The sequence below is a fragment of the Alicyclobacillus hesperidum genome (assembly GCF_900107035.1).
In the GTDB taxonomy this organism is placed as follows: domain Bacteria; phylum Bacillota; class Bacilli; order Alicyclobacillales; family Alicyclobacillaceae; genus Alicyclobacillus; species Alicyclobacillus hesperidum.
This window is the reverse complement of the sequence record NZ_FNOJ01000019.1, coordinates 16,655-43,090: the sequence shown is the minus strand read 5'-3', so window position 1 is coordinate 43,090 and position 26,436 is coordinate 16,655. Positions and strand designations below refer to the sequence as shown.

General features: G+C 57.9%; 31 protein-coding genes. 2 read left to right on the top strand and 29 right to left on the bottom strand.

From position 1 onward, the window contains the following. Positions 1 to 314: 314 nt before the first annotated feature. Positions 315 to 947 (top strand): sigma-70 family RNA polymerase sigma factor, encoded by a 633-nt coding sequence (locus BLU70_RS12270; RefSeq protein ID WP_083341292.1) that lies wholly within the window; start codon positions 315 to 317, stop codon positions 945 to 947. A 91-nt stretch (positions 948 to 1,038) separates the two neighbouring features. Here BLU70_RS12270 and fabZ read toward each other — a convergent pair whose 3' ends face one another. From fabZ to BLU70_RS12135, 27 genes are all read right to left on the bottom strand, one after another. Next, entirely contained in the window at positions 1,039 to 1,482 is a 444-nt protein-coding gene (gene fabZ, locus BLU70_RS12265; RefSeq protein ID WP_083341291.1) for a 3-hydroxyacyl-ACP dehydratase FabZ, read from the bottom strand. Between the two features lie 14 nt (positions 1,483 to 1,496). Continuing rightward, on the bottom strand, positions 1,497 to 2,036 hold the full coding sequence (pgsA, locus tag BLU70_RS12260; RefSeq protein ID WP_040288631.1) for a CDP-diacylglycerol--glycerol-3-phosphate 3-phosphatidyltransferase: 540 nt from the start codon (positions 2,034 to 2,036) through the stop codon (positions 1,497 to 1,499). Between the two features lie 129 nt (positions 2,037 to 2,165). Further along, entirely contained in the window at positions 2,166 to 2,951 is a 786-nt protein-coding gene (locus BLU70_RS12255; protein WP_074693650.1) for a flagellar hook-basal body protein, read from the bottom strand. Between the two features lie 94 nt (positions 2,952 to 3,045). After that, entirely contained in the window at positions 3,046 to 4,257 is a 1,212-nt protein-coding gene (locus BLU70_RS12250; protein WP_074693638.1) for a flagellar basal body rod C-terminal domain-containing protein, read from the bottom strand. 44 nt (positions 4,258 to 4,301) lie between these two features. Further along, positions 4,302 to 5,321 (bottom strand): rod shape-determining protein, encoded by a 1,020-nt coding sequence (gene mreB, locus BLU70_RS12245; RefSeq protein WP_040288635.1) that lies wholly within the window; start codon positions 5,319 to 5,321, stop codon positions 4,302 to 4,304. A 94-nt stretch (positions 5,322 to 5,415) separates the two neighbouring features. Beyond that, on the bottom strand, positions 5,416 to 5,724 hold the full coding sequence (spoIIID, locus tag BLU70_RS12240; protein ID WP_006445889.1) for a sporulation transcriptional regulator SpoIIID: 309 nt from the start codon (positions 5,722 to 5,724) through the stop codon (positions 5,416 to 5,418). A gap of 286 nt (positions 5,725 to 6,010) precedes the next feature. After that, positions 6,011 to 6,700 carry a M23 family metallopeptidase gene (locus tag BLU70_RS12235; RefSeq protein ID WP_074693637.1) on the bottom strand — a complete coding sequence of 230 codons (690 nt, stop codon included), beginning with the start codon at positions 6,698 to 6,700 and terminating at the stop codon, positions 6,011 to 6,013. Between the two features lie 79 nt (positions 6,701 to 6,779). Next, positions 6,780 to 7,811, bottom strand: a complete 1,032-nt coding sequence (locus BLU70_RS12230) for a SpoIID/LytB domain-containing protein (RefSeq protein WP_244885201.1) — start codon at positions 7,809 to 7,811, stop codon at positions 6,780 to 6,782. A 213-nt stretch (positions 7,812 to 8,024) separates the two neighbouring features. Continuing rightward, a complete protein-coding gene (murA, locus tag BLU70_RS12225) occupies positions 8,025 to 9,320 on the bottom strand; it encodes a UDP-N-acetylglucosamine 1-carboxyvinyltransferase (RefSeq protein WP_058094353.1) in 1,296 nt (431 codons plus the stop codon). Between the two features lie 65 nt (positions 9,321 to 9,385). Continuing rightward, a complete protein-coding gene (locus tag BLU70_RS12220; protein ID WP_074693636.1) occupies positions 9,386 to 10,267 on the bottom strand; it encodes a YwmB family TATA-box binding protein in 882 nt (293 codons plus the stop codon). Between the two features lie 159 nt (positions 10,268 to 10,426). Next, positions 10,427 to 10,690 carry a DUF1146 family protein gene (locus tag BLU70_RS12215; RefSeq protein WP_083341290.1) on the bottom strand — a complete coding sequence of 88 codons (264 nt, stop codon included), beginning with the start codon at positions 10,688 to 10,690 and terminating at the stop codon, positions 10,427 to 10,429. 112 nt (positions 10,691 to 10,802) lie between these two features. Continuing rightward, positions 10,803 to 11,249, bottom strand: coding sequence for an ATP synthase F1 subunit epsilon (gene atpC / locus BLU70_RS12210; protein ID WP_074693635.1), 447 nt, complete (start codon positions 11,247 to 11,249; stop codon positions 10,803 to 10,805). Between the two features lie 33 nt (positions 11,250 to 11,282). Continuing rightward, positions 11,283 to 12,689 carry a F0F1 ATP synthase subunit beta gene (gene atpD, locus BLU70_RS12205; RefSeq protein ID WP_040288641.1) on the bottom strand — a complete coding sequence of 469 codons (1,407 nt, stop codon included), beginning with the start codon at positions 12,687 to 12,689 and terminating at the stop codon, positions 11,283 to 11,285. Between the two features lie 38 nt (positions 12,690 to 12,727). Continuing rightward, the gene (atpG, locus tag BLU70_RS12200) at positions 12,728 to 13,588 is read right to left on the bottom strand and encodes an ATP synthase F1 subunit gamma (protein WP_006445897.1); all 861 of its coding nucleotides are present in this window, start codon (positions 13,586 to 13,588) and stop codon (positions 12,728 to 12,730) included. Between the two features lie 107 nt (positions 13,589 to 13,695). Beyond that, positions 13,696 to 15,204 (bottom strand): F0F1 ATP synthase subunit alpha, encoded by a 1,509-nt coding sequence (atpA, locus tag BLU70_RS12195; protein ID WP_040288642.1) that lies wholly within the window; start codon positions 15,202 to 15,204, stop codon positions 13,696 to 13,698. Continuing rightward, entirely contained in the window at positions 15,201 to 15,764 is a 564-nt protein-coding gene (gene atpH, locus BLU70_RS12190) for an ATP synthase F1 subunit delta (protein ID WP_006445899.1), read from the bottom strand. Before atpH ends, atpA begins: the two co-directional genes overlap by 4 nt. Beyond that, on the bottom strand, positions 15,758 to 16,252 hold the full coding sequence (atpF, locus tag BLU70_RS12185) for a F0F1 ATP synthase subunit B (RefSeq protein ID WP_040288643.1): 495 nt from the start codon (positions 16,250 to 16,252) through the stop codon (positions 15,758 to 15,760). Before atpF ends, atpH begins: the two co-directional genes overlap by 7 nt. Positions 16,253 to 16,332: 80 nt before the next feature. Next, positions 16,333 to 16,581, bottom strand: coding sequence for an ATP synthase F0 subunit C (atpE, locus tag BLU70_RS12180; RefSeq protein ID WP_006445901.1), 249 nt, complete (start codon positions 16,579 to 16,581; stop codon positions 16,333 to 16,335). A 145-nt stretch (positions 16,582 to 16,726) separates the two neighbouring features. After that, the gene (gene atpB / locus BLU70_RS12175; protein ID WP_074693634.1) at positions 16,727 to 17,491 is read right to left on the bottom strand and encodes a F0F1 ATP synthase subunit A; all 765 of its coding nucleotides are present in this window, start codon (positions 17,489 to 17,491) and stop codon (positions 16,727 to 16,729) included. 8 nt (positions 17,492 to 17,499) lie between these two features. Next, positions 17,500 to 17,901, bottom strand: a complete 402-nt coding sequence (locus BLU70_RS12170; protein ID WP_040288645.1) for a hypothetical protein — start codon at positions 17,899 to 17,901, stop codon at positions 17,500 to 17,502. Next, positions 17,898 to 18,158 carry a hypothetical protein gene (locus BLU70_RS12165; RefSeq protein WP_237716379.1) on the bottom strand — a complete coding sequence of 87 codons (261 nt, stop codon included), beginning with the start codon at positions 18,156 to 18,158 and terminating at the stop codon, positions 17,898 to 17,900. Before BLU70_RS12165 ends, BLU70_RS12170 begins: the two co-directional genes overlap by 4 nt. Positions 18,159 to 18,548: 390 nt before the next feature. Beyond that, positions 18,549 to 19,691, bottom strand: a complete 1,143-nt coding sequence (wecB, locus tag BLU70_RS12160; protein ID WP_074693648.1) for a non-hydrolyzing UDP-N-acetylglucosamine 2-epimerase — start codon at positions 19,689 to 19,691, stop codon at positions 18,549 to 18,551. 82 nt (positions 19,692 to 19,773) lie between these two features. After that, positions 19,774 to 20,403, bottom strand: a complete 630-nt coding sequence (gene upp / locus BLU70_RS12155; RefSeq protein ID WP_006445906.1) for a uracil phosphoribosyltransferase — start codon at positions 20,401 to 20,403, stop codon at positions 19,774 to 19,776. 68 nt (positions 20,404 to 20,471) lie between these two features. Further along, positions 20,472 to 21,728 (bottom strand): serine hydroxymethyltransferase, encoded by a 1,257-nt coding sequence (locus tag BLU70_RS12150; protein ID WP_040288647.1) that lies wholly within the window; start codon positions 21,726 to 21,728, stop codon positions 20,472 to 20,474. Positions 21,729 to 21,839: 111 nt separating this feature from the next. Then, positions 21,840 to 22,496, bottom strand: coding sequence for a TIGR01440 family protein (locus tag BLU70_RS12145; RefSeq protein ID WP_074693647.1), 657 nt, complete (start codon positions 22,494 to 22,496; stop codon positions 21,840 to 21,842). After that, entirely contained in the window at positions 22,471 to 22,965 is a 495-nt protein-coding gene (locus tag BLU70_RS12140) for a low molecular weight protein arginine phosphatase (protein ID WP_074693633.1), read from the bottom strand. Before BLU70_RS12140 ends, BLU70_RS12145 begins: the two co-directional genes overlap by 26 nt. 102 nt (positions 22,966 to 23,067) lie before the next feature. Next, positions 23,068 to 23,613 carry a manganese efflux pump MntP gene (locus tag BLU70_RS12135; protein WP_244885205.1) on the bottom strand — a complete coding sequence of 182 codons (546 nt, stop codon included), beginning with the start codon at positions 23,611 to 23,613 and terminating at the stop codon, positions 23,068 to 23,070. A 184-nt stretch (positions 23,614 to 23,797) separates the two neighbouring features. On the opposite strand from BLU70_RS12135, the gene BLU70_RS12130 reads away from it, so the two are divergent. Further along, positions 23,798 to 24,691: a C40 family peptidase gene (locus BLU70_RS12130; RefSeq protein WP_176780904.1), complete on the top strand. Its 894-nt coding sequence runs from the start codon at positions 23,798 to 23,800 to the stop codon at positions 24,689 to 24,691. A gap of 14 nt (positions 24,692 to 24,705) precedes the next feature. On the opposite strand, the gene BLU70_RS12125 is transcribed toward BLU70_RS12130, so the two are convergent. Next, a complete protein-coding gene (locus BLU70_RS12125) occupies positions 24,706 to 25,437 on the bottom strand; it encodes a YoaK family protein (protein WP_244885204.1) in 732 nt (243 codons plus the stop codon). A gap of 355 nt (positions 25,438 to 25,792) precedes the next feature. Then, positions 25,793 to 26,371, bottom strand: a complete 579-nt coding sequence (locus tag BLU70_RS12120; protein WP_143027537.1) for a hypothetical protein — start codon at positions 26,369 to 26,371, stop codon at positions 25,793 to 25,795. Positions 26,372 to 26,436 lie beyond the last annotated feature (65 nt).

The window sequence follows — 26,436 nt, the reverse complement described above, 5'->3', positions numbered from 1 at the left end:
ACAATCTCCTCTCCCATATGACATCCCTTTCCCAAGGTCGCGCAACACTAACAACGTTGGCAATCCTTACTACCCACAAAGTCTATCGCATCTTGTCCAATATTGTCAATTTATTCTTTGTATTTGAATTATTACAATAGGAGACTTCCTGCAAACTCGCTCCACGTCCATGCAGCGTGCCATCCCATCCGTGCCCTGACGCGTGTTGCCGCGAAGTCTGCGCTAGCGGTCGTCACCTGCAGGACGTCGCCAGCCCCGCTACACTTGTCCTGCATGCAATCGCAACCAGGCCGGCCTGGAGAAATGAGGCTTGTGTGGACTGGCTGGAGATGGATTTGACGAATACCGTGCGCATGGCACAGCGTCCGTGTGGCGAACGGGAGCGACAGGATGTATTTCTTGCGTTTGCACCCCTTTTGCGGCGTGTGGCGCGCACGTATCAACATGTGGCAGGCTATGAGGAAGCCTATCAAGAGGCGTGTGTTGCACTGTTGCGCGCCATTGCGACCTATCAACCCGAGACGGGGCCGTTTCCGGCCTACGCAAAGGCGCGCGTACACGGTGACGTGCGCACCGCCATGCGCCGGCTCTGGACGGCGGCTGAGCGGCAGGCATTTGCACGGCCTACCACCCAAGATGGCGATGAAAGCGAGATCGGCGCTACACTCATCCATGTGTATGCCGCAGGGCAAGGGAAAGCTGCATCCGACCAAGCGGTCGACAAGTACCTCCTGCAGGATGCCGTGGAACGCTTGGCGGCATGCGCAGCGCTCTCCGCTCGCGAGCGCATGTGGTTGGAGGCGGCGCGCAAGGGTCAACCGCTTGACGAACTTGCAAAGGTGCACGGAGTCAGTTATGACACGGCAAAGACGTGGCAACGCCGTGCAATTGGCAAAATGCGCCGCGCTGCCACAAAGGCAGGCTTAACAGCAAGCGATATCCTCTGACAACGCACGTTGCAACCAATCTGAATGGGCAAGCAAAACAGCCTGCACCGTCCTCTTCAGGACGCGCAGGCTGCCCACACATACACTTGCTTCACTCGGCGTCAACCAAGGCAAACAAAATCGTCGCCTCAGCAACCAATGTGCCATCGACATACGCCTTGCCAATGCCACGGCCAATGCGACCCTTTAGGCGGTCAATCTCCACTTCCATGTCCAACTTGTCCCCAGGTCGCACTTGACCGCGAAAACGCGCGCCATCGATACCCGACAGCAATGGGCGCTTGCCTGCAAATGTAGGCTGCGACAGGATAGCCACGCCCCCAAGTTGAGCCATGGCTTCGACAATGAGCACCCCCGGCATGATGGCATACTCCGGAAAATGCCCCGTGAAGTGCGGCTCATTGACCGTGACCAGTTTGTACCCCTTCACCTTGCCGCCATCGATCTCCGTAACGCGATCGACCAACAAAAACGGATAACGGTGCGGCAGGATCTTTTGAATCTCCTCGACATACAACGGCAATGACAGTTCCAATTCATCGACCTCCATCAATAGACGCGGCGGCGCACCGCGATGATTTCCATACCAAGCACATAGCGAATCGTGGTGACATAGGACAGCGCAACCGTGAACCATAAGACGATCTCGCCGCTTTGCAGCGTTGGCCACGCCAAGATGGATGAACAAATGGCGATGTAATAAAAACAGGTCGTAACCTTGCCCCAGGCGTTCGCCTTCGGCACCGCGCGTTTACCCCGAAAGTAGAAATAGGCAGCGCCAAGAATCATCAGCACATCGCGCAGCACAAGCAAGCCTGCCACAAGCCATGGCACGCGGCCAGACGCGATCAAAGTGAACAGGACTGCCACCATCATCAACTTGTCCGCAAGCGGATCGAGCAATTGACCCGTGTACGTTTCCAGCTTGTATGTGCGGGCGATGTACCCGTCGAGGACATCGGTCAAACCGGCAAACAGGAGGACACAGAGCGCGACAATCTTATGAGGACTTGGAGTGGCATAGAAGGACCAGACATAACAAGGAATAAGGACCATGCGAAGCAAGGTGAGCAAGTTTGGCAAATTCACGCGTTCTCCCCTCCCCTCGGGCCGCAATTGGCCGTCTGCCAGCACCTGGCCAGCATCCCCATTATAACAATGGCTGCTAGAAGGACAAAGGCGAGCCGGATGGCAGGAGCCTCCCGACTCACCTCCCGATCAACCGCCGTTTTGGCGGATGGTATCCGCAATAGTCAACATTTGATTGGCTATGGATACACTCTCCGCGTTTTCCTGGTAGAGATTTTGCGCCTCAATCATGTTGGCCATCTGTTGTGACTCGTTGACGTTGCTCGTCAGCAATGCGCCTTGCACCAACTGCGATTGAACCGCTGGCTTCGCCTGCCCGCCAGCGGCAAGCTGATAGAGATTGTCACCTTCCGGAATCAAATGCGCCGACGGTTCCCCAATCTCAACCAAGGCGATACGCGGCCCTACCTGCGTCCCATAGGAGATTTGACCGTTTGCGGCAACCGAGAACGACGTCGCATTCGCAGGCTTGATAATCGGCTGTCCGGTCGTGGACAGCACCGGATCGCCCGCTTGCGTGGCCAGTTGGAATGTGCCGTCCGGTCGCTTGCTCCAAATGAAATCGCCAGCTCGCGTATACAGCTTGCCCTGCGGGCCTTGCACGACAAAAAAGCCAGGACCATTGATGGCCACATCCATCGGGTTGCCCGTCGTTTCGTTCATATTGGTAAAATCCCGGCCCTCGCTCTCGGCTATCACGCCCGTCCCACCGCGCCACCCTGGCGGCGTCACGCGGTTGGCGTCAATGGGCCCCGTCTGATTGCCATAGACCTGCATGGTCAATGCGTCAGCGAAGGTTCCCTGATCCTGCGCAAAGCCAGGCGTTTCGAGATTGGCGAGGTTGTCGCCAATTCGGTCAAGCCACTGATTCGCCGCGGTCAGCCCGCTGAGTCCGTTGTACAAGGTCTGCCCCATCATCTCTCGCTCCCTCGTTGTGCCTCTACCATGCATCCGTCCAAACCGATGAAGGCCCCGGTTCCATCAACGTCGTCGGTGAGTCCGTCCGGCATTACGCACCATTCACCTTGCCGATGTCATTGACCGCCGTATTGAGCAGTGAATCAACCGTCTGCACCACCCGCTGATTGGCCTGATAGAGATTCACCGCATTCAACATTTGCGTCATGGTCGTCGTCGGATCGACATTGGACTGTTCGAGGGCACCCGCTTGCAGGTGGCCTGTCCCCGTTTGTAACAGCGGAAGCACACCCGCCGTGCTGTAGCCATTGCCGACCATCAACTCACCTTCGCCAAGCGGAGACACGTGGGTCACATCCGCATTGACCAGCCCTAGGTGCGCCCCCGGCACAATCTGGTTATTCGCATTGTAGACGCGATACGATGGCTGACCACTTGTGTCGACGAGGGCTTGTCCGTTTGCACCAAACAACTGCGTCCCTTGATACGCAGGATTGATTTCGATGCGCCCGCCCACAATGGGCTGACCATTCGCGCCAATCGGCATGATGGTATGACCTGCAGCATCGACAAGGTTGTTATTGGCATCCAGTTGCAAAGCGCCATCGCGCGTGACCGCAATGCCCTTGTTGCCGTTGGCATCCGTGTAGTTGACCGGGAAAAAGGAGTGGTAACCCATGTTGTCCGTCGTACCGACCCGAATCGAGTATGGATCAGTCGTCAGTGCACCAGGGGTGTACACCACTTGCCCCTGTGCGTTTGCGATCACGTACGACGGGTTGCCACCCGCGTCATAATCGGGAGATCCGTCTGTTCCGACCAGTTCATTGCCCTGATACTTGGAGTTGCGCACAGCGTAGAGGCCTGTCACCTGTTGGCCATTCGCATCGTAAACCGCAAGCGGCTGGCCATTGACCGACAGGCGATTGTTCGGGCCGACGCTCACCGGCCCCGATGTCGGTTGCGCACCGCTGGCTCCTACCACATACGCCATCGGCCCCGCGGGCAACGAGTCGATAATCGCGAGATCAAGCGCACGGCCTGTCGACTGCACCGCACCTTCGGAGAATACCGGGACGCCTTCCTGAAAGACGACACCCGTGCCCATCTGCCCAATGTAGGTGCCACTGGCTCCAGAACCGTAGCTCACGTGTTCCATGTTCTGCACGGGGTCTTCGATGAATTCACCGAGCGACTCCTTGAAGCCAGGTGTCTCTTGGTTGGCTAAGTTATTAGAAAGAAGCTGCTCCAACCGCTCGTCCACATCCATCCCGGCCGACGCTGTTGTAAGTCCCGGAATCATGCCAAAACCTCCTCATTCGGGAGCCCTTCGGGCTGCGCGCAGGCTCAACGGCGCGCCCGTTTGCGCCCCTTATCGCGATACCTGTTCCATTCCGGACTTTCCAGCACTCGCCCTGTGCCAATCACGACACAATGCATCGGATTTTCCGCAATATGCACCGGCACCTGCAATTCATCCTTCATGAGCTTGTCCAGTCCGTCGACCAACGCCCCGCCTCCGGTCAACATGACACCTTTATCGAAAATATCCGCAGCGAGTTCCGGCGGCGTCTGTTCCAGCACAGACTTGGTGGCCTGTACGATGGCGATGACCGGTTCCTGCAATGCCTCGCGCAGTTCCTCCGCGTGCACCGTGATGGTCTTCGGCAGTCCCGTCACCATATCCCGGCCACGCACGTCGGTGCTGTTGGTGCGCCCGCCCGGATAGACCGTCGCCAACTCTTTCTTCAATTCTTCTGCCGTACGTTCACCAATCATTAAGTTGTATTCGCGGCGAATATGCTTGACGATGGCCTCGTCCAGCTTGTCCCCGGCAATGCGCAGCGACGTCGATGTAACGACGTCGCCGAGCGACAAGACCGCGATATCGGTCGTACCGCCGCCGATATCGACCACCATGCTGCCGCTCGGTTCAAAAATGTTCAGTCCAGCTCCGATGGCGGCAGCCTTGGGCTCTTCAATGAGATCCACTTGCCGAATGCCAACCGCTTCAGCCGCTTCGCGCACGGCCTTCTGCTCGACCGACGTTATACCAGCCGGTACGCAGATCATGACGCGCGGTCGGCCAAACATGCTTTTGCCTACCGTTTTATTCAAAAAGTGGCGAAGCATGATCTCGGTGATTTCAAAGTCTGCGATCACCCCTTCGCGCAACGGCCGAATGGCCACAATGTTGCCCGGCGTGCGCCCCAGCATGCGACGAGCCTCTTCGCCGACCGCAACCACTTGCTTCGTCACCTGATCTATCGCAACGACGGAAGGTTCATCGAGTACAATCCCTTGTCCTTTGACGTGCACGAGCACGTTCGCGGTTCCCAAGTCGACACCAACATCCCTAGAAAACATTTGCGGCGAGTCCTCCTAAGATTAGAGCGTGCATGATTGAGGGAAAGACGTTCGTATCCTCGAACATATAGAGTGGGAATGCAAGGATGTAGTTCTACAGCCCGCTTGAAACTCCTCTGCGCGTTTCGAAGTTTTTCGACCCCGCCTGCGCTTCCTCTTCCCTATGATACTTCATTTTCGTCGCCTCGCCACCGCGCAAATGGCGAATGGATTTATGGTACTCGAGAATCTCTTTGACACGGTTCGCCAAATCAGGGTTGATTTCCGGCAGGCGTTCAGTCAGATCCTTATGCACGGTACTCTTCGAGACCCCAAACTCGCGCGCGATGGTACGCACCGTATTGCGCGTCTCGACAATGTACTCTCCAATCTTAAGAGTACGCTCCTTGATGTAATCATGCACTCCCCTCGCCTCCCCACTGCAGGTCAGTTGGTCTGTTACATGTATATGAGGGGGTGTACACCGTATGCGCAGGAGGCCTGGCCATTTCGAATTGTCTGTGTATATTCGACACAATACTTCCTGGGAAATAACCTAGGTGAGGCAAACGAGGTCGAATTTCCGGGAAATAGAGAGGCTAGAGACGAGTTGTGACGAACCGGCGCGATCGCTAAAATCCGCGTGAAAACAAGAAAAAACCGCCCGAATGGAACGGGCGGAAGGTCCGCTGGCACGGCCCGAATTGCCATTATTGCTTCGGCAATACCGTCTCAGGATCGATAGGCGAACCATTGAGATTAACTTGGAAATACAAGTGATTGCCTTGGCTTTGCTCAAACACATTGGTCGACGTAGTGCCGATGGTGTCTCCCGCCTCGATGCTCTGACCTTGCTTCACATCGACCGATCCGAGCGATTGGTACGTCTCTGTGTAACCATCTGGAGAGTTGACGACGACTTCATAGCCATACAAGGGCTGATTGGATACAGACTCTACGGTTCCTTTTTGCGCAGCGACGACGGTGAAGGTCTGTCCGCCTTTGGCTTGAATATCAATACCCTTGTGCGGATAGTACGTGTTGTCGTAGTCCACGAGTGCGTTTTCCTGCTGTGTTGCCGTGCCGTGAATCGGATAGAAGCCCATCGTCACCGCGGCGTCGGTGCCTTCCTGATACGGCCACAGCCAGGGTTCCAAACCTGCCGATGTCGTCTGGGTAGTCGTTTGTGACGTGGTGTTGGTCTCGGTCGGTTGGACAGATGTTTGCGTGCTGCCAGACTGGCTTTTTGCATACATCAGGCCAATGATGACAGCTGCGGCACCGAGATAAATGGCTGGGTACAACCAACGCTTGGACATCCATCGCTTCGCATTGCTCGGGCGCCCGTTTGGTGCGTCCGGCTTCTGATTTTCTTGATTTGGATGTTGTTTATCATCCATGTGGCGCTCACCTCAGTAGTGAGTCTCGCCACGAAAACTAGAGTCTATACCTAGGGACAAAAAATTTGGCTAGATTTACTTACCTATTACTTCCAGACAGCAGACTCGAACCGATAGCGGTTTGCGAGAGCTTGGCGCCAGGGTAAAAGTGCGCAAGAATCGCTTGCCACGTCCACCCTTTGGCCGCGAGCAACGAAGCTTCATGCAGGCTCATCCCGAGATCGTTTCCACGCCCATAGGTCGTGATGGTCACACTCTGCGGTGTTAGATGCCAGACAAAGTCGCTCGATGGGAGTTGGAGTAGATTGGCGAACGTCTGACCGGACAGCGTCTTGTCGCCGATCCGCACGGCGGTGACAAAGCCATCTGCCCCTCGTTGCACCTGTAGCGAAGCTGTGGTGGTGATATGGGTGCCTAGGGCTTGGTTGAGCGCCGCGATGGAAAACGTGTTGGTTGCCGTATCGCTGGGGCTTTCCTCATCGTCGGGGCAAGCGACAGCCTGCAAATAAGGTATGTCTTGACCGAGGGCTGCCAGCCCCGTGCGCGTACGCCCCGTCGAGATGGCGCACATAAAGGCGAGAATAGGCTGCTGATTGAACGTCAAGATGCGCCCGCCCGTCATTTCAATAGCGGTTTGGATGCGCGTGATGAACGCCAAGGCTCGGCTCGTCCCGATGGCCGATTCCAACTCGTCTTCCGTGGCCACAGGCAGATCCAGCGCCGGATCGTCGGTCAGTTCCGCCCCGTGCTTACGGGCGAGTGCGGCTGGATTTGCGATGGCCCGCTCCGCGTAGGTGCGCGTCGCCACAGCGGCCGCCTCCAGGCTTGCCAACGGTGCATCCGGCGAACACTCGGCGCTCATCACTTCTAAAATATACGAGTTGAGCGGGAGGGTAGAAACTTGATTAAGCGACGGATCATAGACGCGAATATCGATAGTAGCGTCTGGACTTTGGATCCAGGCCCCGATGTTGGGCATTGGGCTGCGTTGAAACAGTTTGGCGATCCCGATGGGCAAAAGAATCATCGCGATAAACGCGAGCGTGACGCGCACGGCAAATTGCAAGGGGCCGTTGGCTCGCGACGGATGATGCGGCGTGGGCTGGGGCATGGGCTGGGTCTCCTCTCTGCGTACGGATTGCGACAAGGCTTTGTGTGTGCCGCACAGCGGACAACCTGTTGCCAAGAGATATGCCAAACAGCCGCCCAATATGCCACGTCAACGAAAAAATCGCGACTTCATACAGAAAAAACGCCCTTGGCAGAGTCGCCAAGAGCGTCGACGATATACCGTTGTCCAGCCATCCGCTTGAAGAAACGCGGTTCAGCCGACCGATTTTGCCGATTGCCCGATGTCCTCAAAGCGCTCGATGGCCGCACCGAGCCGCTTAAACTTCGCGACGAGATTATCATAGCCGCGGTCCAAGTGATGCAACCCATGAACCTCCGTCTCGCCTTCCGCAATCAGGCCGGCGATGACCAGGGCCGCACCCGCACGCAGATCTGTCGCGGTGACACGCGCCCCAGACAGGCGTGCCACGCCGTCAATGACCGCCGTGCGCCCTTCGATATGAATGTTGGCGCCCATGCGCTGCAACTCGGCGACATGCATAAAGCGGTTCTCGAAGACCGTCTCGGTGACCATGCTCGTGCCCTGCGCCACCGTCAGCGCCGCGACGATTTGCGCCTGCATATCCGTCGGATAAGACGGGTAATAGTGCGTTTTGACGTCCAACGGCCGCATGCGCCCGCTTGGACATGGCCAAACCTTGATGCCGTCCACTCGATCTTCGATGGTCGCTCCCGCCTCTTCCAACTTCGCAATGAGCGACATCAAATGGTGAGACAGCGCGTTTTCGACATACACGCCACGCCCAATCAGCGCGGCGGCAACGAGGAATGTCCCCGCCTCAATCCGATCCGGAATCACCGCATGCGTCGCCCCACTCAGCGTATCCACGCCGTCAATCCGAATGATATCCGTACCGGCACCGCGAACGCGTGCGCCCATCGCGTTCAAATAATTGGCGAGATCGACATTCTCGGGTTCCTTGGCTGCATTCTCGATGATGGTTTGACCTTTTGCCAACGTCGCCGCCATCATGATGTTCTGCGTCGCGCCGACACTCGGTACGTCGAGATAAATGCGCGCACCATGCAGGCCGCCGCGGGGCGCCCGCAAATGGACAAACCCGTTCTCCACGACGCTCGTCGCACCTAAAGCCTCAAGCCCTTTAATGTGCAAATCGACCGGGCGCGGTCCAATGTTACAGCCGCCCGGCAACGCAATCATCGCCTCGCCAAAGCGCGCCAAAAGCGGCCCGGCGACGACGAACGACGCCCGCATGCGGCGGACGAGCTCCGCCGGGGGCGTCACGCTATACAGGCTGCGCGCATCGACGCGGACCGTCGTTCCCTTCCAGTCGATTTTGGCGCCAAGCGCGGCCACCGTATTGGCCATGTTTTCGACGTCGAGCAGGTGCGGGACTTCCTCGATTTGGCTCACGCCATGCTCCGCGAGCAGGCTGGCGGCCAAAATCGGCAATACCGCATTCTTCGCCCCACTGACGCGAACCGTGCCCTCAAGCGGGCACCCGCCTTGAATCACTATTTTTGCCATGCCGTAACCTCCGCAAAGGCTCTCTTCGACATCCTCGTCACGAAGCGTTACGTGGACGTGTCGTATTAGTACGCGGTGGTGATGATGGGCGATCCGACATAGACGTCGGTTCCGTGGCGGAACGAATCCTGATGAATCGCCACCTGCACGTTCATGCGCCGGTTGTCACCCGTCAAAATGTAGACAGGCGCCTTCGCGCTATAGCCAGAGATGCTCGTCTCCAGCGGCGTGCGCAGCCCTTCCACCGTATTCGCTCCGACAGCCGCAAGCCCCGCCATCGCCATCCTATCCGCATCCGCCTCATCGACTTCCTGCGAATAGAAGCCCGATATGTATGCGCTCATCTGCGGCGTCCCATCCACCGTTGCCACCATGTGCTCCACTTGGTCATATTGCGACGAAAACACCGTCTGCGTCAAGTTGGATCCCAACGCCGTGATGGTCAGCACCGTCTGTGGCGCCGAATCCACGCCGTTGCCATTCACGCCAGGCAGACTCGTCAGTACCAGTTGCACACGTGTTGCATTAGGCCATTGTCCGTCCACTTGCCAGAACGATTCATTGCTCAATTGCCGAGAAGTTATGTTCGCGTTCGTCAGACCAAACTCCTGCACCAACTGACCACCAATAGACGCCAGTTGTGTTACAGGTAGGAACTCATTGTTGAGCGTGGTCCAATCGTGTATACCATATCCTGTGGCTTTTGCATTCGTTGCCGCCAAGGCCGCATCGAGAAACGCGTACTGCGCCGCACCATCGGTCTCGTTTTGTAACGGGGCCGCCGTCGCAGCCGAAGTGGTGGCCGCCTCGACATTCGGCGCCGCCGGGTGATGTACCACCGCAGCACCGACAATCACGCAGATTCCTGCCCACATCGCCTGTTTCAGCCGGCGTTTAATCCGCCGCTTTACGAGTCGCGCTCTCCGCTGTTCCTTAGTTTGTGCCACGTGGATAACCTCCATCCAGTCCGGGAGAAGATTGGGCGCCATACCGCGCCTTTCGTCTGTTCCCAGTCTGGACGGAATCACGTCAGTCTAAACATCGAAACACGAACTTTGATAGGTTTCGTAGATGGTTTCGGAAAGTCGTCCGTCTTACGCAAATCGTCACAAACTGCCGTTGAGGAGTTGAATGGAGCCAAGGAGCAACACCGCGACCAACACAGTGAGAATGCCGCCAACCAAGGCCAGAAAAAAGCGAAGCAACTGTGCCTGCCCACTGAGGGGCTGCCGTACAATGTTCTCCCACTTCAGACTGCCAAGCGCCCACCAGACGCCAATCACGCCGATGAAAAACAGCAACAACACAAGCATCCCATCCGCCGCGAGCGTCACATTGACGTGCGCGGTCCCTGGCATCGTCGTGTTCAAAGGGAAGGCTCCCCTTTCCATCTGCAGCGTGAATAGAACAGGCCGCCCCAACGCAGTATCTATGTCGATTCTGCGAGAGACGGCCTTGTCTCTATCTCAATCCTACCACATCTTAGGCACGCGCTGGTGTCGCCGTCAAAAATCCATTTAAACGATGGTGTTCAGCGATGGCTTCCAGACGCAGGTTGGCGCGTACCAAGGCAGCGCGTGCGCGCTCCGCCTCCGCGCCTTCGCCACTTTGCGCAAGGCGCTTTTCCGCGCGCTCCTTCGCCAATTGGGCGCGCGCCGGATCGATATCCGCTGGCAGTTCCGCCGTATCGGCGAGCAGCGTGATTTTGTCCGGCAACACCTCGACAAAGCCGCCGCTGACCGGCACGACATCCTCGCGCCCGTCCTCGAGCTTGATGCGCACAAGGCAAGGCTTGACCGCGGTTGCGAGCGCCATATGGCGCGGCAGGATGCCGAGCTCACCGTAACCACCCTGCAAGGTCACCATGCGCACATCCATCGCCAGCACCATGCGTTCGGGCGTCACAATCTCCAACGGTACGGTTATCATCCCGCTCACCTACCTCTCCGAGACGTCGCCATCTTACGACGCGTAGCCGTCCTTCTTCGCCTTCTCGATGACATCTTCGATCGCGCCGCAATAGCGGAAGTACGTCTCAGGAATGTCGTCGTGCTTGCCTTCGAGGATCTCGCGGAACGAGCGAACGGTGTCCTGCACCGTCACGTACTTGCCCGGGATGCCCGTGAACACCTCGCCGACGAAGAACGGCTGCGACAAGAAGTTCTGAATCTTACGCGCACGCGCAACGATGAGGCGATCCTCGTCCGTCAACTCGTCCATGCCCAAGATGGCGATGATGTCCTGCAATTCGCGATAGCGCTGCAACACCGCTTGTACGCCGCGGGCAACTTCATAGTGCTCCTGCCCGACGATGTCCGGTTGCAGGGCGCGCGATGTGGACGCCAGCGGATCGACAGCCGGGTACAGACCCATGTCGGCGATGCGGCGGTCCAGGTTCGTCGTCGCGTCCAAGTGCGCAAACGTGTTTGCCGGAGCCGGGTCGGTGTAGTCGTCGGCGGGCACGTAAACCGCCTGAATCGACGTGATGGAACCTTTGACAGTTGAAGCAATACGCTCCTGTAATTGACCCATTTCCGTGGCCAACGTCGGTTGGTAACCGACGGCAGACGGCATACGGCCGAGCAACGCGGACACTTCGGCACCCGCCTGTGTGAAACGGAAGATGTTGTCGATGAAGAACAACACGTCGCGCTCTTCGACGTCGCGGAAGTATTCCGCGAGCGTCAGACCCGACAAGGCCACGCGCATACGCGCACCAGGCGGCTCGTTCATCTGACCGAACACCATGCTCGTCTTGTCGAGGACGCCGGAGTCCTTCATTTCATGATAGAGATCGTTACCTTCGCGCGTGCGTTCACCGACGCCGGCGAACACGGAATACCCACCGTGTTCCTTCGCGATGTTGTGAATGAGCTCCTGAATCAAGACCGTCTTGCCGACACCTGCACCGCCAAACAGACCGACCTTACCGCCTTTGACGTACGGTGCGAGCAAATCGACGACCTTGATGCCCGTTTCGAAAATCTCCGTCTTCGTCGTCAACTCAGAGAAAGACGGCGCCGAGCGGTGAATCGGCCAGTGTGCCGGCGTTTCGACAGGCCCCTGCTCGTCGATGGTTTCGCCAAGCACGTTGAAGATACGACCCAAGGTGCCAGCGCCAACCGGCATGCTGATGGGCGCGCCGGTATCGACGACTTCGACGCCGCGCACAAGGCCGTCGGTGGACGACATCGCGATGGCGCGGACGACATTGTCACCCAGGTGCACCGCCACTTCCAGCGTCAGGTGGATTGACACCTCGCCCTCGTAATCGATGCGCAAGGCATTGTTGATGGCCGGCAGTTGCCCGTCCGGAAAGCGGACGTCAACGACCGGACCGGTGATTTGCACTACATGTCCTTTGCTCACGAAGTTCCCTCCTTACGCACATCGCCGCAGGGCGGGCATTAGCGCAATGCCTCCGCGCCGCCGACGATTTCCGCAATCTGTGTCGTAATGGCTGCCTGCCGCGCCCGGTTGAGCGAGAGCGTCAGGTCCGAGATGAGTTCCTTCGCGTTGTCGGTCGCGTTGCCCATCGCCGTCATGCGCGCTGCGTGTTCCGACGCCTTGGCGTCCAGCACAGCCTGGTAGACGAGCGTTTCCGCATAACGCGGCAACAGAGCGGCCAACACCGCTTCTTCATCCGGTTCAAACTCATATATCCGACGCGGGCCTTTCGCCTCGTCCGCGAGGCTGTCAAGCGGCAGCACCTTTTTCACGATGGGGCGCTGCGACGCCGCGTTGATAAATTCGTTGTAAATGAAGTACAACTCGTCGAACTCCGCGCGCTCGTACGCGCTGACAACCGCCTCTGCGAGATGGCGGATGGAGTGATATGTCGGGGAGTCCGCGAGATCGACCACATCGGCGGCGACAGGGAAGCCGCGGCGGCGGAAGTAGTCACGGCCGCGTTTGCCGACCGCATAAATGGCGAACGACGCCTTGTCCTTTTTGCCGAACTCTTGCATCGCCGCACGCACGACCTGTGCGTTGTACGGTCCAGCCAACCCGCGATCCGCGGTAATGACCAGATAACCCGTGCGTTTCACAGGGCGAGACGCAAGCAATGGATGCTTGACGTGGCGCGCCGATTGCGAAAGGTTGGCGAGCATGTCTTGCATCTTCGCCAAATACGGCTTCGACTGCTGAACAGCATCTTGGACGCGGCGCAGTTTCGCTGCCGCCACCATCTCCATCGCCTTCGTGATCTGCGACGTGTTGCGCACGCTTTTGATGCGGCGCTTGATGTCGCGCATATTTTGTGGCATTGTCCGAATTCACCACCTTGGGAGGTCGTCGCCGACCCCGTATCGTGCACTCGCGCCGCGCGGCCCGAAATATGCGGGCCGCGCCGACAACGTCACCGTTCTATCCGTCAAGCGACAAACGTCGCCTTAAACTTGCCAATTGCCTCTTTTAAGAGTGCCACCGTATCGTCTTCGAGGGACTTGCGCTCTTGCATTTGTGCAAACACCTGTGGGTATTCGCGATCCAAGAACGCCAGCCATTCGCGCTCGAACTTGAGCACCGCTTCGACCGGAATATCATCCAAATAGCCGTTAACACCCGTCCACAGCGACGCCACCTGGCGGTCAAACGTCAGCGGATGGTACTGCGGTTGCTTCAACAGCTCGGTCATCCGCTCGCCGCGGCGCAACGTGTCCTGCGTCGCCTTGTCCAAGTCGCTACCAAACTGCGTGAACGCCTGCAACTCGCGGTACTGAGCGAGATCCAGCTTCAGTGTACCGGCGACCTTCTTCATCGCCTTCGTCTGTGCCGACGAACCGACGCGAGACACCGAGCTACCGACGTTGACAGCCGGGCGCACGCCTGCGAAGAAGAGATCGGCTTCGAGGAAGATCTGACCGTCCGTGATGGAAATCACGTTGGTTGGAATGTAGGCTGAAATGTCGCCAGCCTGCGTCTCGATAAACGGCAGAGCCGTGAGCGATCCGCCGCCGTTTTCCTCGTTCAACTTCGCCGCGCGCTCAAGCAAGCGAGAGTGCAAATAGAACACGTCGCCAGGGTACGCTTCGCGGCCGGGCGGACGGCGGAGCAACAGCGACATTTCGCGGTAAGCCGCCGCTTGTTTCGACAAGTCGTCGTAAATGACGAGCGCGTGCTGGCCGTTATAGAGGTAATACTCAGCCATCGCACAGCCTGCGTACGGCGCCAGGAACAACAGTGGAGCCGGTTCCGACGCGCTCGCGGCCACGATGGTGGTGTACTCCAGGGCGCCATGGCGGCGCAGCGTCTCGACGACCTGTGCAATCGTCGACTGCTTCTGGCCGATGGCGACATAGATACATTTCACGTCTTTGCCTTTTTGGTTGATGATGGTGTCCAGGGCAATCGCCGTCTTACCCGTCTGGCGGTCGCCGATGATAAGCTCGCGCTGACCGCGGCCAATCGGCACCATCGAGTCGATGGCTTTAATGCCCGTCTCAAGTGGCTCATGCACCGACTTACGAACGATGACGCCAGGTGCCGGCGATTCGACCGGGCGGTACATCGTCGTCTCGATGGGGCCCTTGTTGTCGATGGGCTCGCCCAACGCATTGACGACGCGGCCAAGCAGAGCGTCGCCGACGGGGACCTGCACCAATCGGCCCGTGCGCTTCACCTGCTCGCCTTCCTGGATGCCGACCACGGAGCCGAGGACGACGACGCCGACGTTATCTTCTTCGAGGTTTAAAGCCATGCCGTAGGCGCCGCTTGCAAACTGCACCAGTTCCCCGGACATGACGTTGTCTAGCCCGTACAGGCGCGCAATTCCGTCGCCGACGGACAGCACCGTGCCAGTCTCGCTGACTTGCACCTGCGCATCAAACTGCTCTATCTGTTGTTTGATCAAGGAGCTGATCTCATCCGGACGAATACTCAACGTGTTCCCTCCTTACGGACTGCACCGTTCAGCAGGCGCTCGCGAAACTGGCGGAGGGCGCTTTGCGTCGTTGCGTCGAGCACGCGATTGCCCACCTGAATCCGGTAACCCGCAATCAATTCGGCGTTCTCGCGGACGCGCGGCACAATTTGCTTGCCATACGCCTGCGACAAACGCGTCACAATCGCCTGTTCCTCCGCCTCCGTCAACGGCTGTGCCGTCTCGATATCGATTGCGAGCCGACCGTGCAATTCATCGACCAGTTCGCGGTAGCGCGACGCGATGGAGCCGACGTATGCGCCGCGCCCTCGCTTGAGCAAAATCGCTAAAAATCGACGCACATCGTCGCGCAACGACCCGGTCACAATTCGTTCTATCGTCGATAGCTTCACATCTGTCGGAAGAATCGGGTTGGACAACAACTGTCTGAATGGCTTCGAGACGCGGATGGCCTCCGCGATTTGCACAAGTTGCGCGTCGATGTCGTCAATGGCGCCATGCTCCTGTGCAAATGCGAGCAACCCGCGCGCGTAGCGATTGACTACCGCGCCGCTCAGCATACGAGTTCACCCAACCGCTTTTCTGCCTCGGCCACCATTTCGCGATGCAGTTCTGGCGACACGTGGCTATGCAACAGTTTCGCCGTCAGCTCGACAGACAACTCTGCAACGCGCTGTGTGACGGCTGCCAAAGCTTCGTCGCGCTCGCGAACGATAGCTTGGCGATTCTCCTCCAGAATGCGAGAGGCTTCTTCTTCCGCCTTCAACAAAATCTCTCTCGCCTGCTCATCTGCGCGCACGCGCGCCGCATCAAGCAGGTTCTTGGCTTCCTTGCGGGCCTCGTCGAGCAACCGACGTTGCTCTGCCAACAGGCTGGCCGCTTCTTCGCGGCTCTTCTCCGCTTCGGTAATCTGCGATTCAACGTGTTGTCTGCGCTGCTCTAACATTTTCGCCAACGGTCTAAACGCAAACCGCTGGATGAAGAAGAACACAATCAGGAACGAAATAATGGAAAAGATAAACGTCCCGACCTGAAAGACGCCACCCATGTGCGACGACACTCCCTTCTGCTATGGATTCGCGCTTCGCCAGGGCCCAGCCACGCCGTGGAATCGCTCCTACGGCGAACTTAGAACGCACCCTTGGTGAAGAGAATGATGATACCGAACGCCAACGCGATGACCGGGAATGCCTCAACCAACGCGACGCCGAGCAGGGCGCTTGCAAAGATAGAACCACGTGCTTCCGGCTGGCGGGCAACGCCTTCGACATATTTGCTCATGACAAGACCGTCGCCAACGCCGGAACCAACAGCCGCCAAGCCCAACAAAAGTGCGACGGCAATGTCGTAAATCGCTTTTACCAAATCCAATTGCATGTCAAGATATCCTCCTTAGTCGCTGTGTATGGTATGAATTGCGCCAACACTGCGCACATTGTGCAGGTAACATCGCGGTTTGCGCGACAATACTCTCTCACATACGGGTATGCATGTCCGAACCGCCGCGGGTAAACGGCGGTCGTCAATGGTGAGCGTGGCCTTCGAACGATTTGTTGCCGACGTACAGACACATCAGGATGGAGAACACATACGCTTGAATCGTTGCGACAAACCCACTGTAGAACAACCACAACACGATCAGCGGCAACTGCCACGGAATCCAGTGTAACGCGAATGGCGCGCGCAACATGATGCCAAGTAGCGCTTCACCGGCAAAGATGTTGCCGTAAAGTCGCATGCCGTGCGTCAACGGATTCGTGATTTCTTCAATCACCGCCAGCGGCGATGGGGAGTAGAAATGGCGCAGCCACTGTTTCGGATGGCGCAAGCCGCGCGCATGGCTGATGACCCAGACCATAATCGCCAAAGCGAGTGCCATGCTCATGTTCGATGTCGGCGAGTCAAACAATTCGATATCGCCTTTGGAACCAGCGAGATCTGACGGAGTCAATCCCCACACGGAGATATGCGGATTGAAGTGCACCGTGATGCTCATAATGAGCCCGAGCCAGTTCGCGACGAACAAGAAGAGCAGCATGACAAACGCCAGGGGCAGAATGAAGTTGACCGATTGTTCGGTTGGCATCGTCTCGCGCGCCATGTTGGTCGCAAACTCAGCCGCCCATTCAATCAGATTCTGCAAGCCGCGCGGCCGCCGCATGTCCATGCGAGCCAGGCCCACACGCAACACGACGAAAATAATCAGCCCCGTCAGAATAATGGTGGCGATCACCGTGACATTGGTCTGCCAAATCGTCCCCGCGAATAGCGTTGGGAATACCGGCACTGTCTCACCTACTTTTCTGTGGATTGGTCACTCGGGTTCCTGGCATAACTGTACAATCCGGCAAATACGAAGGCGAACCCCAGCACATACCCAACGAGCGCAGTGTACGGATTGAACAGCGTTTTAAATTTCAGGGAAATGATCATGATGAGGACGATCAGCACGAGGCGCGAGAACATCCCCAGCATCCCTGACGCAAACAGAGCCGGCCCTTGCATGTTGTCGTTGTGATGTCCCTGGCGAATCATGCTGAGCACGACAAACAGACCGCCGAACTCTCCAAGCAGGAGTCCGCTGAAGATGGTCCGCAACCCACCTAGAACACCCAAACATACTGCAGTCAGGCCCATAAACACCAACCAAGAGACGGTAATGGCGCGCAGGCGTTTGTTCAACCGTTCTACATTCATGGCCTGTCTCCTAGAATCTGTTTGGCGAGGAACGCAAGCCCCGAAGCACCGACGACGACACCGACAATGACCCCGAGAATCGTCAGCCAGACGTGATGGGTCTGTGCGCCGATGTAGTGTCCGAGGATGCCAAACCCGACAATGCTACCGCCAAGTTGTAGAATGGCTCCAGAGAAAACAGCAAACGTTTTCCAGACACTAGGTTCTTGACGCGCACCGCGCGCCTTTTGACGCTGTTCGTCTGCGAACGCACACACCACCCAGTACAGGATGAAGAGAGGGACATAAATTGATGAATGTAGTCTCATCGCGGTGTTGGTTGTGCGATTTCACCAACCATTATTCATATGATTACCGTTTGCAAGCCAGGATAACCATACGAAGGTAGGCGTTTCCAGAAACGGATGCGCTAGCTCACCTGTCTCGTAGTGTGAAACACCCGGTTTTTACGGTGAAATGCCAGAACCCTCGCCTATAGTACACTAGCGCGAAATTCGATGTCAACGGCTATACCAGGCTTCGACATCGCCGATCACGACAGGATTTCTACGTTTGTTCACAATTCGGCGGCCAAGTCAAATCCGATTGGCCGCCCCTTTATTCCTGCCCCATATCTGGAATTGAAAGCGCAAGCAACGCCCCTTTCCTTAAAAGAGTCGTTCGCCCTCTAAATAGCGAAACGGCTCTGGCCGTTGTGCACGCCCGAAATGATGCAAAATCGCCTGCACAATCCGCTCAGAGGCGCGACCGTCGCCGTATGGATTCTTCCGCCCCGCCATATCCGCGTATGCGGCGGCATCGGTCAACAAGGTGCGCGCCTCCTGAAAGATGGCGTCTTCGTCGGTCCCGACGAGCTTCAAGGTGCCCGCCTCGATGCCCTCCGGCCGCTCCGTGGTATCGCGCAAAACGAGCACGGGCACGCCGAGCGACGGCGCTTCTTCCTGAATGCCGCCAGAGTCGGTCAGGATGAGTGTCGATCTCGCCATAAAATTGTGGTTGTCCACAACGCCGAGCGGATCGAGCAAGTGGATGCGCGGGTGGCCGCCGAGAATAGTAAACACCGTATCGCGCACCGTCGGATTGAGGTGCACCGGATAGACAAGGTGAATATCATCGGCGAGATCCACCACACGGCGCGCGGCTCGACAGATGTTCTCCAACTTTTCGCCCCAGTTTTCACGGCGATGGGACGTCATATAAATGAGCCTGCGCTCCGCCGGCATCGCATCGAGCACCGGATGCCGATAATGTTCACGCACCGTCGTGCGCATCGCGTCGATGGCCGTGTTGCCCGTGATAAAAATGGCGCTGGCCGGTCGCCCTTCGCGCTCCAGGTTGGCCGCGGACAAATCGGTCGGCGCAAAAAACAAGTCGCCCAACACATCGGTCAATTGGCGGTTCATCTCTTCCGGGAATGGGCTGTACTTTTGATATGTCCGCAATCCCGCCTCAACGTGACCAATGGCAATCTGTTGGTAAAACGCGGCAAGCGCAGCCGCAAACGTCGTCGTCGTATCGCCGTGCACAAGCACGATGTCGGGCTTGCGCTCCGCCAGCACCCGCTCAAGCCCGCGCAAAGATTTGGTGGTGATGGTGGCAAGCGTTTGATTCGGTTCCATGATGTCGAGATCGTCATCCGTTTTGACGCCAAAGACCTCGAGCACCTGGTCCAGCATCTCACGATGCTGAGCGGTGACGCAGACGAGCGACTCGATGTCCGGGTGGCTTTCGAGGGCCTTGACCAAGGGCGCCATCTTCACGGCCTCCGGGCGCGTGCCGAATACGGTCATGACGCGCACTGGCGCTGTACTCAAATGTGGTTCCTCCTTCGCCCTGCATGGCCCACCGCGAGCTGGGAGTCCAAGCAGGGTTTCACTTCGTGCCAAACAGCCTGTCCCCCGCGTCACCCAGCCCCGGCACGATGTAGCCGTGGTCATCAAGATGGTCGTCCACCGCCGCCACGTAAATCTCGACGTCCGGATGCTGCTCTTGCACCGTCGCGATGCCTTCCGGCACGGCGACCAAGCACATCAGCTTCGGTTCGCGCACACCGCGCTGTTTGACGGCCGTCAGTGCGGCTGCGGCCGATCCGCCCGTCGCAAGCATCGGATCGACCACAATGACATCGCGGTCCGAAACGTGCGCCGGCAATTTGCAGTAGTACTCGATGGGCTGCAGTGTCTCCGGGTCGCGGTACAGGCCAATATGACCGACTTTCGCCGCAGGGATTAAGTTCAAAATACCTTCAACCATGCCGAGCCCGGCTCGCAAGACTGGCACAATCGCCAAAGTCTTACCGGCAATCACCTTTGTCTTGGCCGTGGCCACAGGCGTTTCCACCGTGACCTCGGTCAAAGGCAAATCCCGCGTGATCTCGTATACCATGAGCATGGCCACTTCCTGCACAAGCGCTCGAAACTCTTTCGTGCCCGTGCGCTTATCCCGAATGTGTGTCAACTTGTGCTGGATGAGTGGATGGTCCAATACGTGGACTTGTCCCAATCGGAACGCCCCTTTACGCAAGTTCACCGCCCGTTCCCGGGCGGCTCGCAAAGTCTGTTACATGTTCGTTATTCTACATAGGACAGGTTCGGATACAGCGGGAAGCGCGCCGTCAATTCGGCCACCTGTTCCCGCGCTTGCGCCTTGACCTCGTCCGTGAAATCGCCTTGCAAGACGAGTTTGAAGATGTGCGAGATGTCCATCATCGCCCCAACGTCCATACCGCGCGAAGTCGCCGCCGGCGTGCCGACGCGAATGCCACTGGTCACCATCGGACTTGCAGGATCAAACGGAATCGCATTTTTGTTCACCGTGATACCCACCTCATCGAGCCGCTTTTCCGCTTCCTTGCCCGTGAGACCGACGTTGCGCACGTCAATCAGCATCAAGTGGTTATCCGTGCCACCTGACACGAGCGTGAAGCCATGGTGTTGCAGAGCGGTCGCCAGGGCTTGCGCATTCTTGATGATCTGCTGCTGATACGTGCGAAACGCGGGTTTTAGCGCTTCGCCAAACGCAACCGCCTTGGCCGCGATCACGTGCATCAGCGGCCCCCCCTGAATGCCTGGGAAAATGGCTTTATCAACGGCCTTAGCAAATTCCTCTTTACAGAGGATGAGGCCGCCACGCGGGCCACGCAAAGTCTTGTGTGTCGTCGATGTCACAAAATGTGCGTGCGGCACCGGGGATGGGTGCAAACCTGCCGCAATCAAACCCGCGATGTGCGCCATGTCAACCATCAAGTAGGCGTCGACCTCGTCCGCAATGGCGCGCAACTGTGCGAAGTCGATCACGCGTGGATAGGCGCTTGCGCCAGCGACAATCATGCGCGGTTTGTGTTCAATAGCCAGCCTGCGCACTTCGTCATAGTCGATGCGGTGTGTCGTCTCGTCGACACCATAGGCGACAAACTTGTACAGTTGACCGGAAAAATTGACCGGGCTACCGTGTGTCAAGTGACCGCCGTGCGCCAGGTTCATGCCCAGAACGGTGTCACCGGGCTTGAGCACGCTGAAGTAGACCGCCATATTGGCCTGCGCGCCGCTGTGTGCCTGCACGTTGGCGTGTTCTGCGCCAAACAGTTGCTTGACGCGGTCAATGGCCAGTTTCTCGACGACATCGACATACTCACAGCCGCCGTAGTAGCGGCGACCAGGATAGCCCTCGGCGTATTTATTCGTCAACACCGAGCCGAGCGCGGTCAACACCGCCTCGCTCACGAAATTTTCGGATGCAATCAGTTCGATGTTCCCTTGTTGTCGCTTTAATTCCTGCTCCATGGCAGCCGCGACCTCAGCGTCAAAGCGCTGCAGATTTGTCGACAATTTGCGCACTCCTTTCACTCTTGGCGCACGCAAATTGGCGTGCAGCACAAGCCCTGTTCGATTTCATCTTCATCTTACGGTTCGCGAGCGGAGTGCACAAGGGGAGTTTTGTCAATTGTCGATATCTGCAGAAGCATGGTGAGAACCATCCAGCCCCGCGCGCCTACGTGCTTCATCGCGATCGTACACAGCGCGCGTCCCCCCCACGAGTGGCGGGCGCGATCTCGCCATCGTCACATGCGCCTTACCAATCTCCCGCACCTGGCTGCGCACAGGCACGGCCACTGGACGCAAATGCATGCCAATCAACGTATCGCCGATATCCACGCCCATGTCTGCTTCGACGGCATCGACGAGACAGGCGTCCGCGATGGCCCAATACGCCGCGGCCGCGACCGCGCCGCCCGCCCCCGGCACCGGAATCGCAGACACTTTGCGCCATCCGCGCCGTTTTGCGTACGCTTCGGAGACGACAAGCGAGCGGTTAAGGTGTTCGCAACATTGGAATGCGACTTCGCACCCCGCCTCAGCCGCAAACGCCTGAACGACGTCGACAATGGCCTGCCCTACGGCCATCGACGTCGCGGTGCCGATGTGTTCGCCCACGACTTCACTGGTGGAGGCGCCAATCACCAAAAGCGTGTCACGACCGATGCGCGCCGTCCGGTACAGATCAGCCAGCACAATGGGCAAATCGCGGCGCACCTGTTCGATGGCCCAGGCTTGCTTGTCGAATGCGGCCTCAGTTGGCTTGGTTAGATCCGCCATCGCGCGAAGCCTCCTCCCGCAACCGCAAAAACGCTTTTTCCACCAGCGCGAACAAGGAATCGGCACAAGCCTCGTACGCGTGTTCGTCACCGCCAAACGGGTCCATCACGTCGCCTGCCTGCTCCTCCGCCTGACGGTGAGCAAACGCGGTGAGCGTATAAACTTTGTGCGCAACCTCTGGAAACATGTCGCGCAAGGCCTGCAGATGACCATGAGTCATGACGAGGACGACGTCAGCCTGCAACAGCAATTCGCGCGTCAATCGCTTGGCGGCATGTGTCGGCGCAACGACATGTCGCCTAATTAACGCGTCGACGGCATGCCGCGTCATAGGCTGACCGTCCAAAGCGTACAAACCTGCTGAATCGACGGTCCAAGAGACGCCTTCCTGTGCCGCCAGATGGCGCAGGAAGGCCGCAGCCATCGGACTGCGGCACGTGTTACCGGTGCAAACAAATAAAATGTTCATCTTCGTCACCTAGATTATGGCGTTCAGCTCATGTGCTTTAGGATTCTATTTTCAGTATATCCGTGCCAGATTCGCCGATGCAATGAACGCCCACGTCCACCGTTAGTGCAAAAAGCCGATACCACAAAGAATAAGGATGCACGCGCCCGCCAACTCGCCATAATGACCGATGGCCTGGCCGAATTTGCGCCCAATGGCAAGGCCAGCCCCACACATGCAACAACTGACCACGCCAAACGCGATGGCCGACGCGGCCCCGTAAGCAACACTGCGAAGTCCGAGGCTAAAGCCCACCGAGAGCGCGTCGATCGACACACTTGCCGCAAATACCGCCAGTGAGAGCAGGCTATCGATGGTGCGCGGACGCTTCTCTTCTTTTGAGAACAGCGTGTGATACGCCATATGTACGCCAAGGCCAATGATGAGCAAAGCGCCAAACCACTTCGCGACGGCCCCTAAATAATCGCCAATCCAATCGCCAAAGCCGATGCCGATGAGCGTCAGTGCAACGTGGAAGACACCAATAAAGGCGCATAGTTGCACCGCCGTCCTACGTGATATGGAGCCAAGGCCGACCCCAATGCTCAAAGACAGCGCATCCATGCCTAAGGCAAAGGACATCATCATGATTTCCAAGAGATCGTCCACATGAGACAAAGCGGCGCCTCCTTTGCTAACTAGTCCCATGTGTATGCGTCGCCTGGCGGACTCATGCGGGCAAGCTCACATCCGATGTAAAGCTAACGACCAAGCACCGTTAGAAGAAGCATAATCGGCGCCGGTTCCACACAACCTGTGTATACATTCCACTTATAGGAAGATGGTGTCCGAGTTGCAGCGATTTCAAAGACGCGCAACCATGGCCTTCGCACTGTGTCTTTACGCGTCTTCGCTCGCCCTTTGCGCACCACATGCCAGCGCTGCGACAACGGCAGCACAGGTGCGGCCTGCCCAACCGCAGGTGACGTCTGCAGCCGCAGCCCACATCGTGCACGTCGTTGCCACGCGTGTCGATCCGGCGGACAACTCGCTGGTGCTCATCGTCACCCGCACGGCAGCTGGCGAGCACGGCGACGGCGCGATCGACATTAGGCACCGCGCGGGATTAGCCAATTACGCGCACGCACATCGGCCGAAAGACGCGAACCCAGCAACCATGCGCATCGTTGCCGTGGATCAAGACGGGCATATCGTCGCTTTTGCAAACGTCGGTCAGCCCCGGCGAGTAGCCGCGGACGTCGACGACGAAAGCGCCGAGTTGTCATTGGGCCAATCCCTGCCCCTGCCACCTCCTGGCACGGAACTCGATCCGCAACGACAACCGATAGCTAGCTTGTCTGCGCCCGATGAGGTAAAGACATCGGCCGTCATCGGCGCAGCGGAGAGTCTGATTGGCAAGCCGCTCGTTTGGGGAGCCAGTCCCGAGGCGGGCGAACGAGGATGCGATCCGGCGACATTCGTCGCCTACGTGTACCATCATGCGCTCGGCTACATCTTGCCGGACGATCTCATGCAGTTGTGGGATACGGTTGGTGTCAGTGTACCGGTTTGGGATTTGCACCCTGGCGATCTTGTGTTTTTCGACAGCGGCTCGGTGGTAGGTATTTATTGTGGTGACGATCAGATGATCGCTTGCGACGCCCAGTTGGGCGCCGTCGCTCGGGTATCCATTGGTCCACAGAGCAATTGGGGCAAGCGCATTGCAGACGTCCGGCGGCTTTATTAACACGAAGATGAGGATTACATGGACATCTGTTGGCTCTGCGAACGGCCTTGCAGGTGGCCTGTCAGAAGGACAATCACGACGATGGCTATTGGGACCCAGACCACCTCATAGGACCATTTGGCGATGATGGCACTCGACATGGCGGCGCCAATGCCATACGCGACAATGGCCGAAAGCCACATCCAGACGAGCGCGGCGGCCGTCGGCTCGAACGCCTTGCCGTCAGTCGTGACAGCGTGGGAGCGCACCTTACCAACAGCTTTCCACACGGCGGTTTCGACCAATCCCGTCAACGTGCTCGTAATGACGGTCGTCGTGATCCCATTGATCCCGACCCGGCGCGCAGTCGAGCCTTGTACACCCATGGCGAACGCCAAGACGAATAAAAGCACATTGACGATACGCTTCTGTTCTGTGGCCGGCAGGCACTGCGTCAACAGCCAGAACGCGAACAAGGCGGCCAATTCGAGGCAGAGAGTGCCAGTCACGGCGCGGCTCCAGCCAGTTTCACGCCGATGGCCGGTCATGACCAGAGCCGCGCCCGCCGCACCGACGGCAAACCCGATGAGTGCGACGGCATAACGCACCGCGAGTCCGCCGTGCCCGCCGGCGACGGCAATGCCGCAAAGAACTGTGTTGCCGGTCATGGCGGCAGTGAAGACTTGACCCAGCCGCAGGAAGCTGATGGCGTCCACACAACCCGAAACCACGGTCAACAAGATTAACAGCACGCGCGTGGTTGACATGTTCAGCACAGAACCTCTCACACCTCTCATGCGTCGTCGTATGTCAAAACGGCATTGGAAGAAAATTTCGTCAGTTCCTCGATCTTTGCTCTATCATACCACGCATCCACTGGCGAATTCCCCTCGCAATCTTCGACGAAATGCGGGATAATGACTATAAATTTGACAAAACGAGGCGATAGGCCATGCTTAAACGGCCATTCACATTAAATAGAAGACGATATTGGCAAGCTGGGATTGGCGCCGCGGCTGCCATCGCCGTTGCGCTCTGCGCTTGGTGGGATGTAAGCGGCAAAACGCCACAGGCGGAGAACACGGGAACGACCGTTGCCGCGACCACGGCCACAACGCCAGTTCATCTCGTACCAACGAATGAACCTGCTTGGTCTCCGAATGAACAGGTGACGAACGCGGCTACCAATCCTCTGTTGTCACAGCCGAATGTGTCGACAACGACGCAAACTGCCAGTTCAGGCGGTTCCTCGAGCACACAAGCCAGTGTTGGGACGAGCCCAAGCGGAGGATCTGTCAGCGTGAGCTCGCCGACAAACACGACCGGAACAACCAACACGACAAATGTGACGAGTACAAGCAATACAACCGGGACGAATGCAACCGCAACAAATAATACAGTTGGTACCCCGCCTGCGAACAATTCGAGTTTGACCAACGCGGCAGGAAATGGTACGTCCAGCACTGCGCCTGCACCGACGAATAGCTCGTCTGGATCGAACTCCGGTGTTGCGGCATCGTCATCGAATAGCACGGCGTTAGGCGGATCCGCGGGAACAACAACGGGTGGATCTGCTGCGAATACCAATACAACCAGTGCCACTCCCCCAGCAACCGGCGTGCAGACTAGCACCTCGGCAACTGGCAATAGGAGCGGATCAGCAGAAACCCCGATGGCGACATCGGGGTCCACCGCCGGCACCGCAAGCAATACGGCTTCTGGGCAAGCGCTTTCGCCTGCGAGTTAACCTAGAAACGCCATGACAT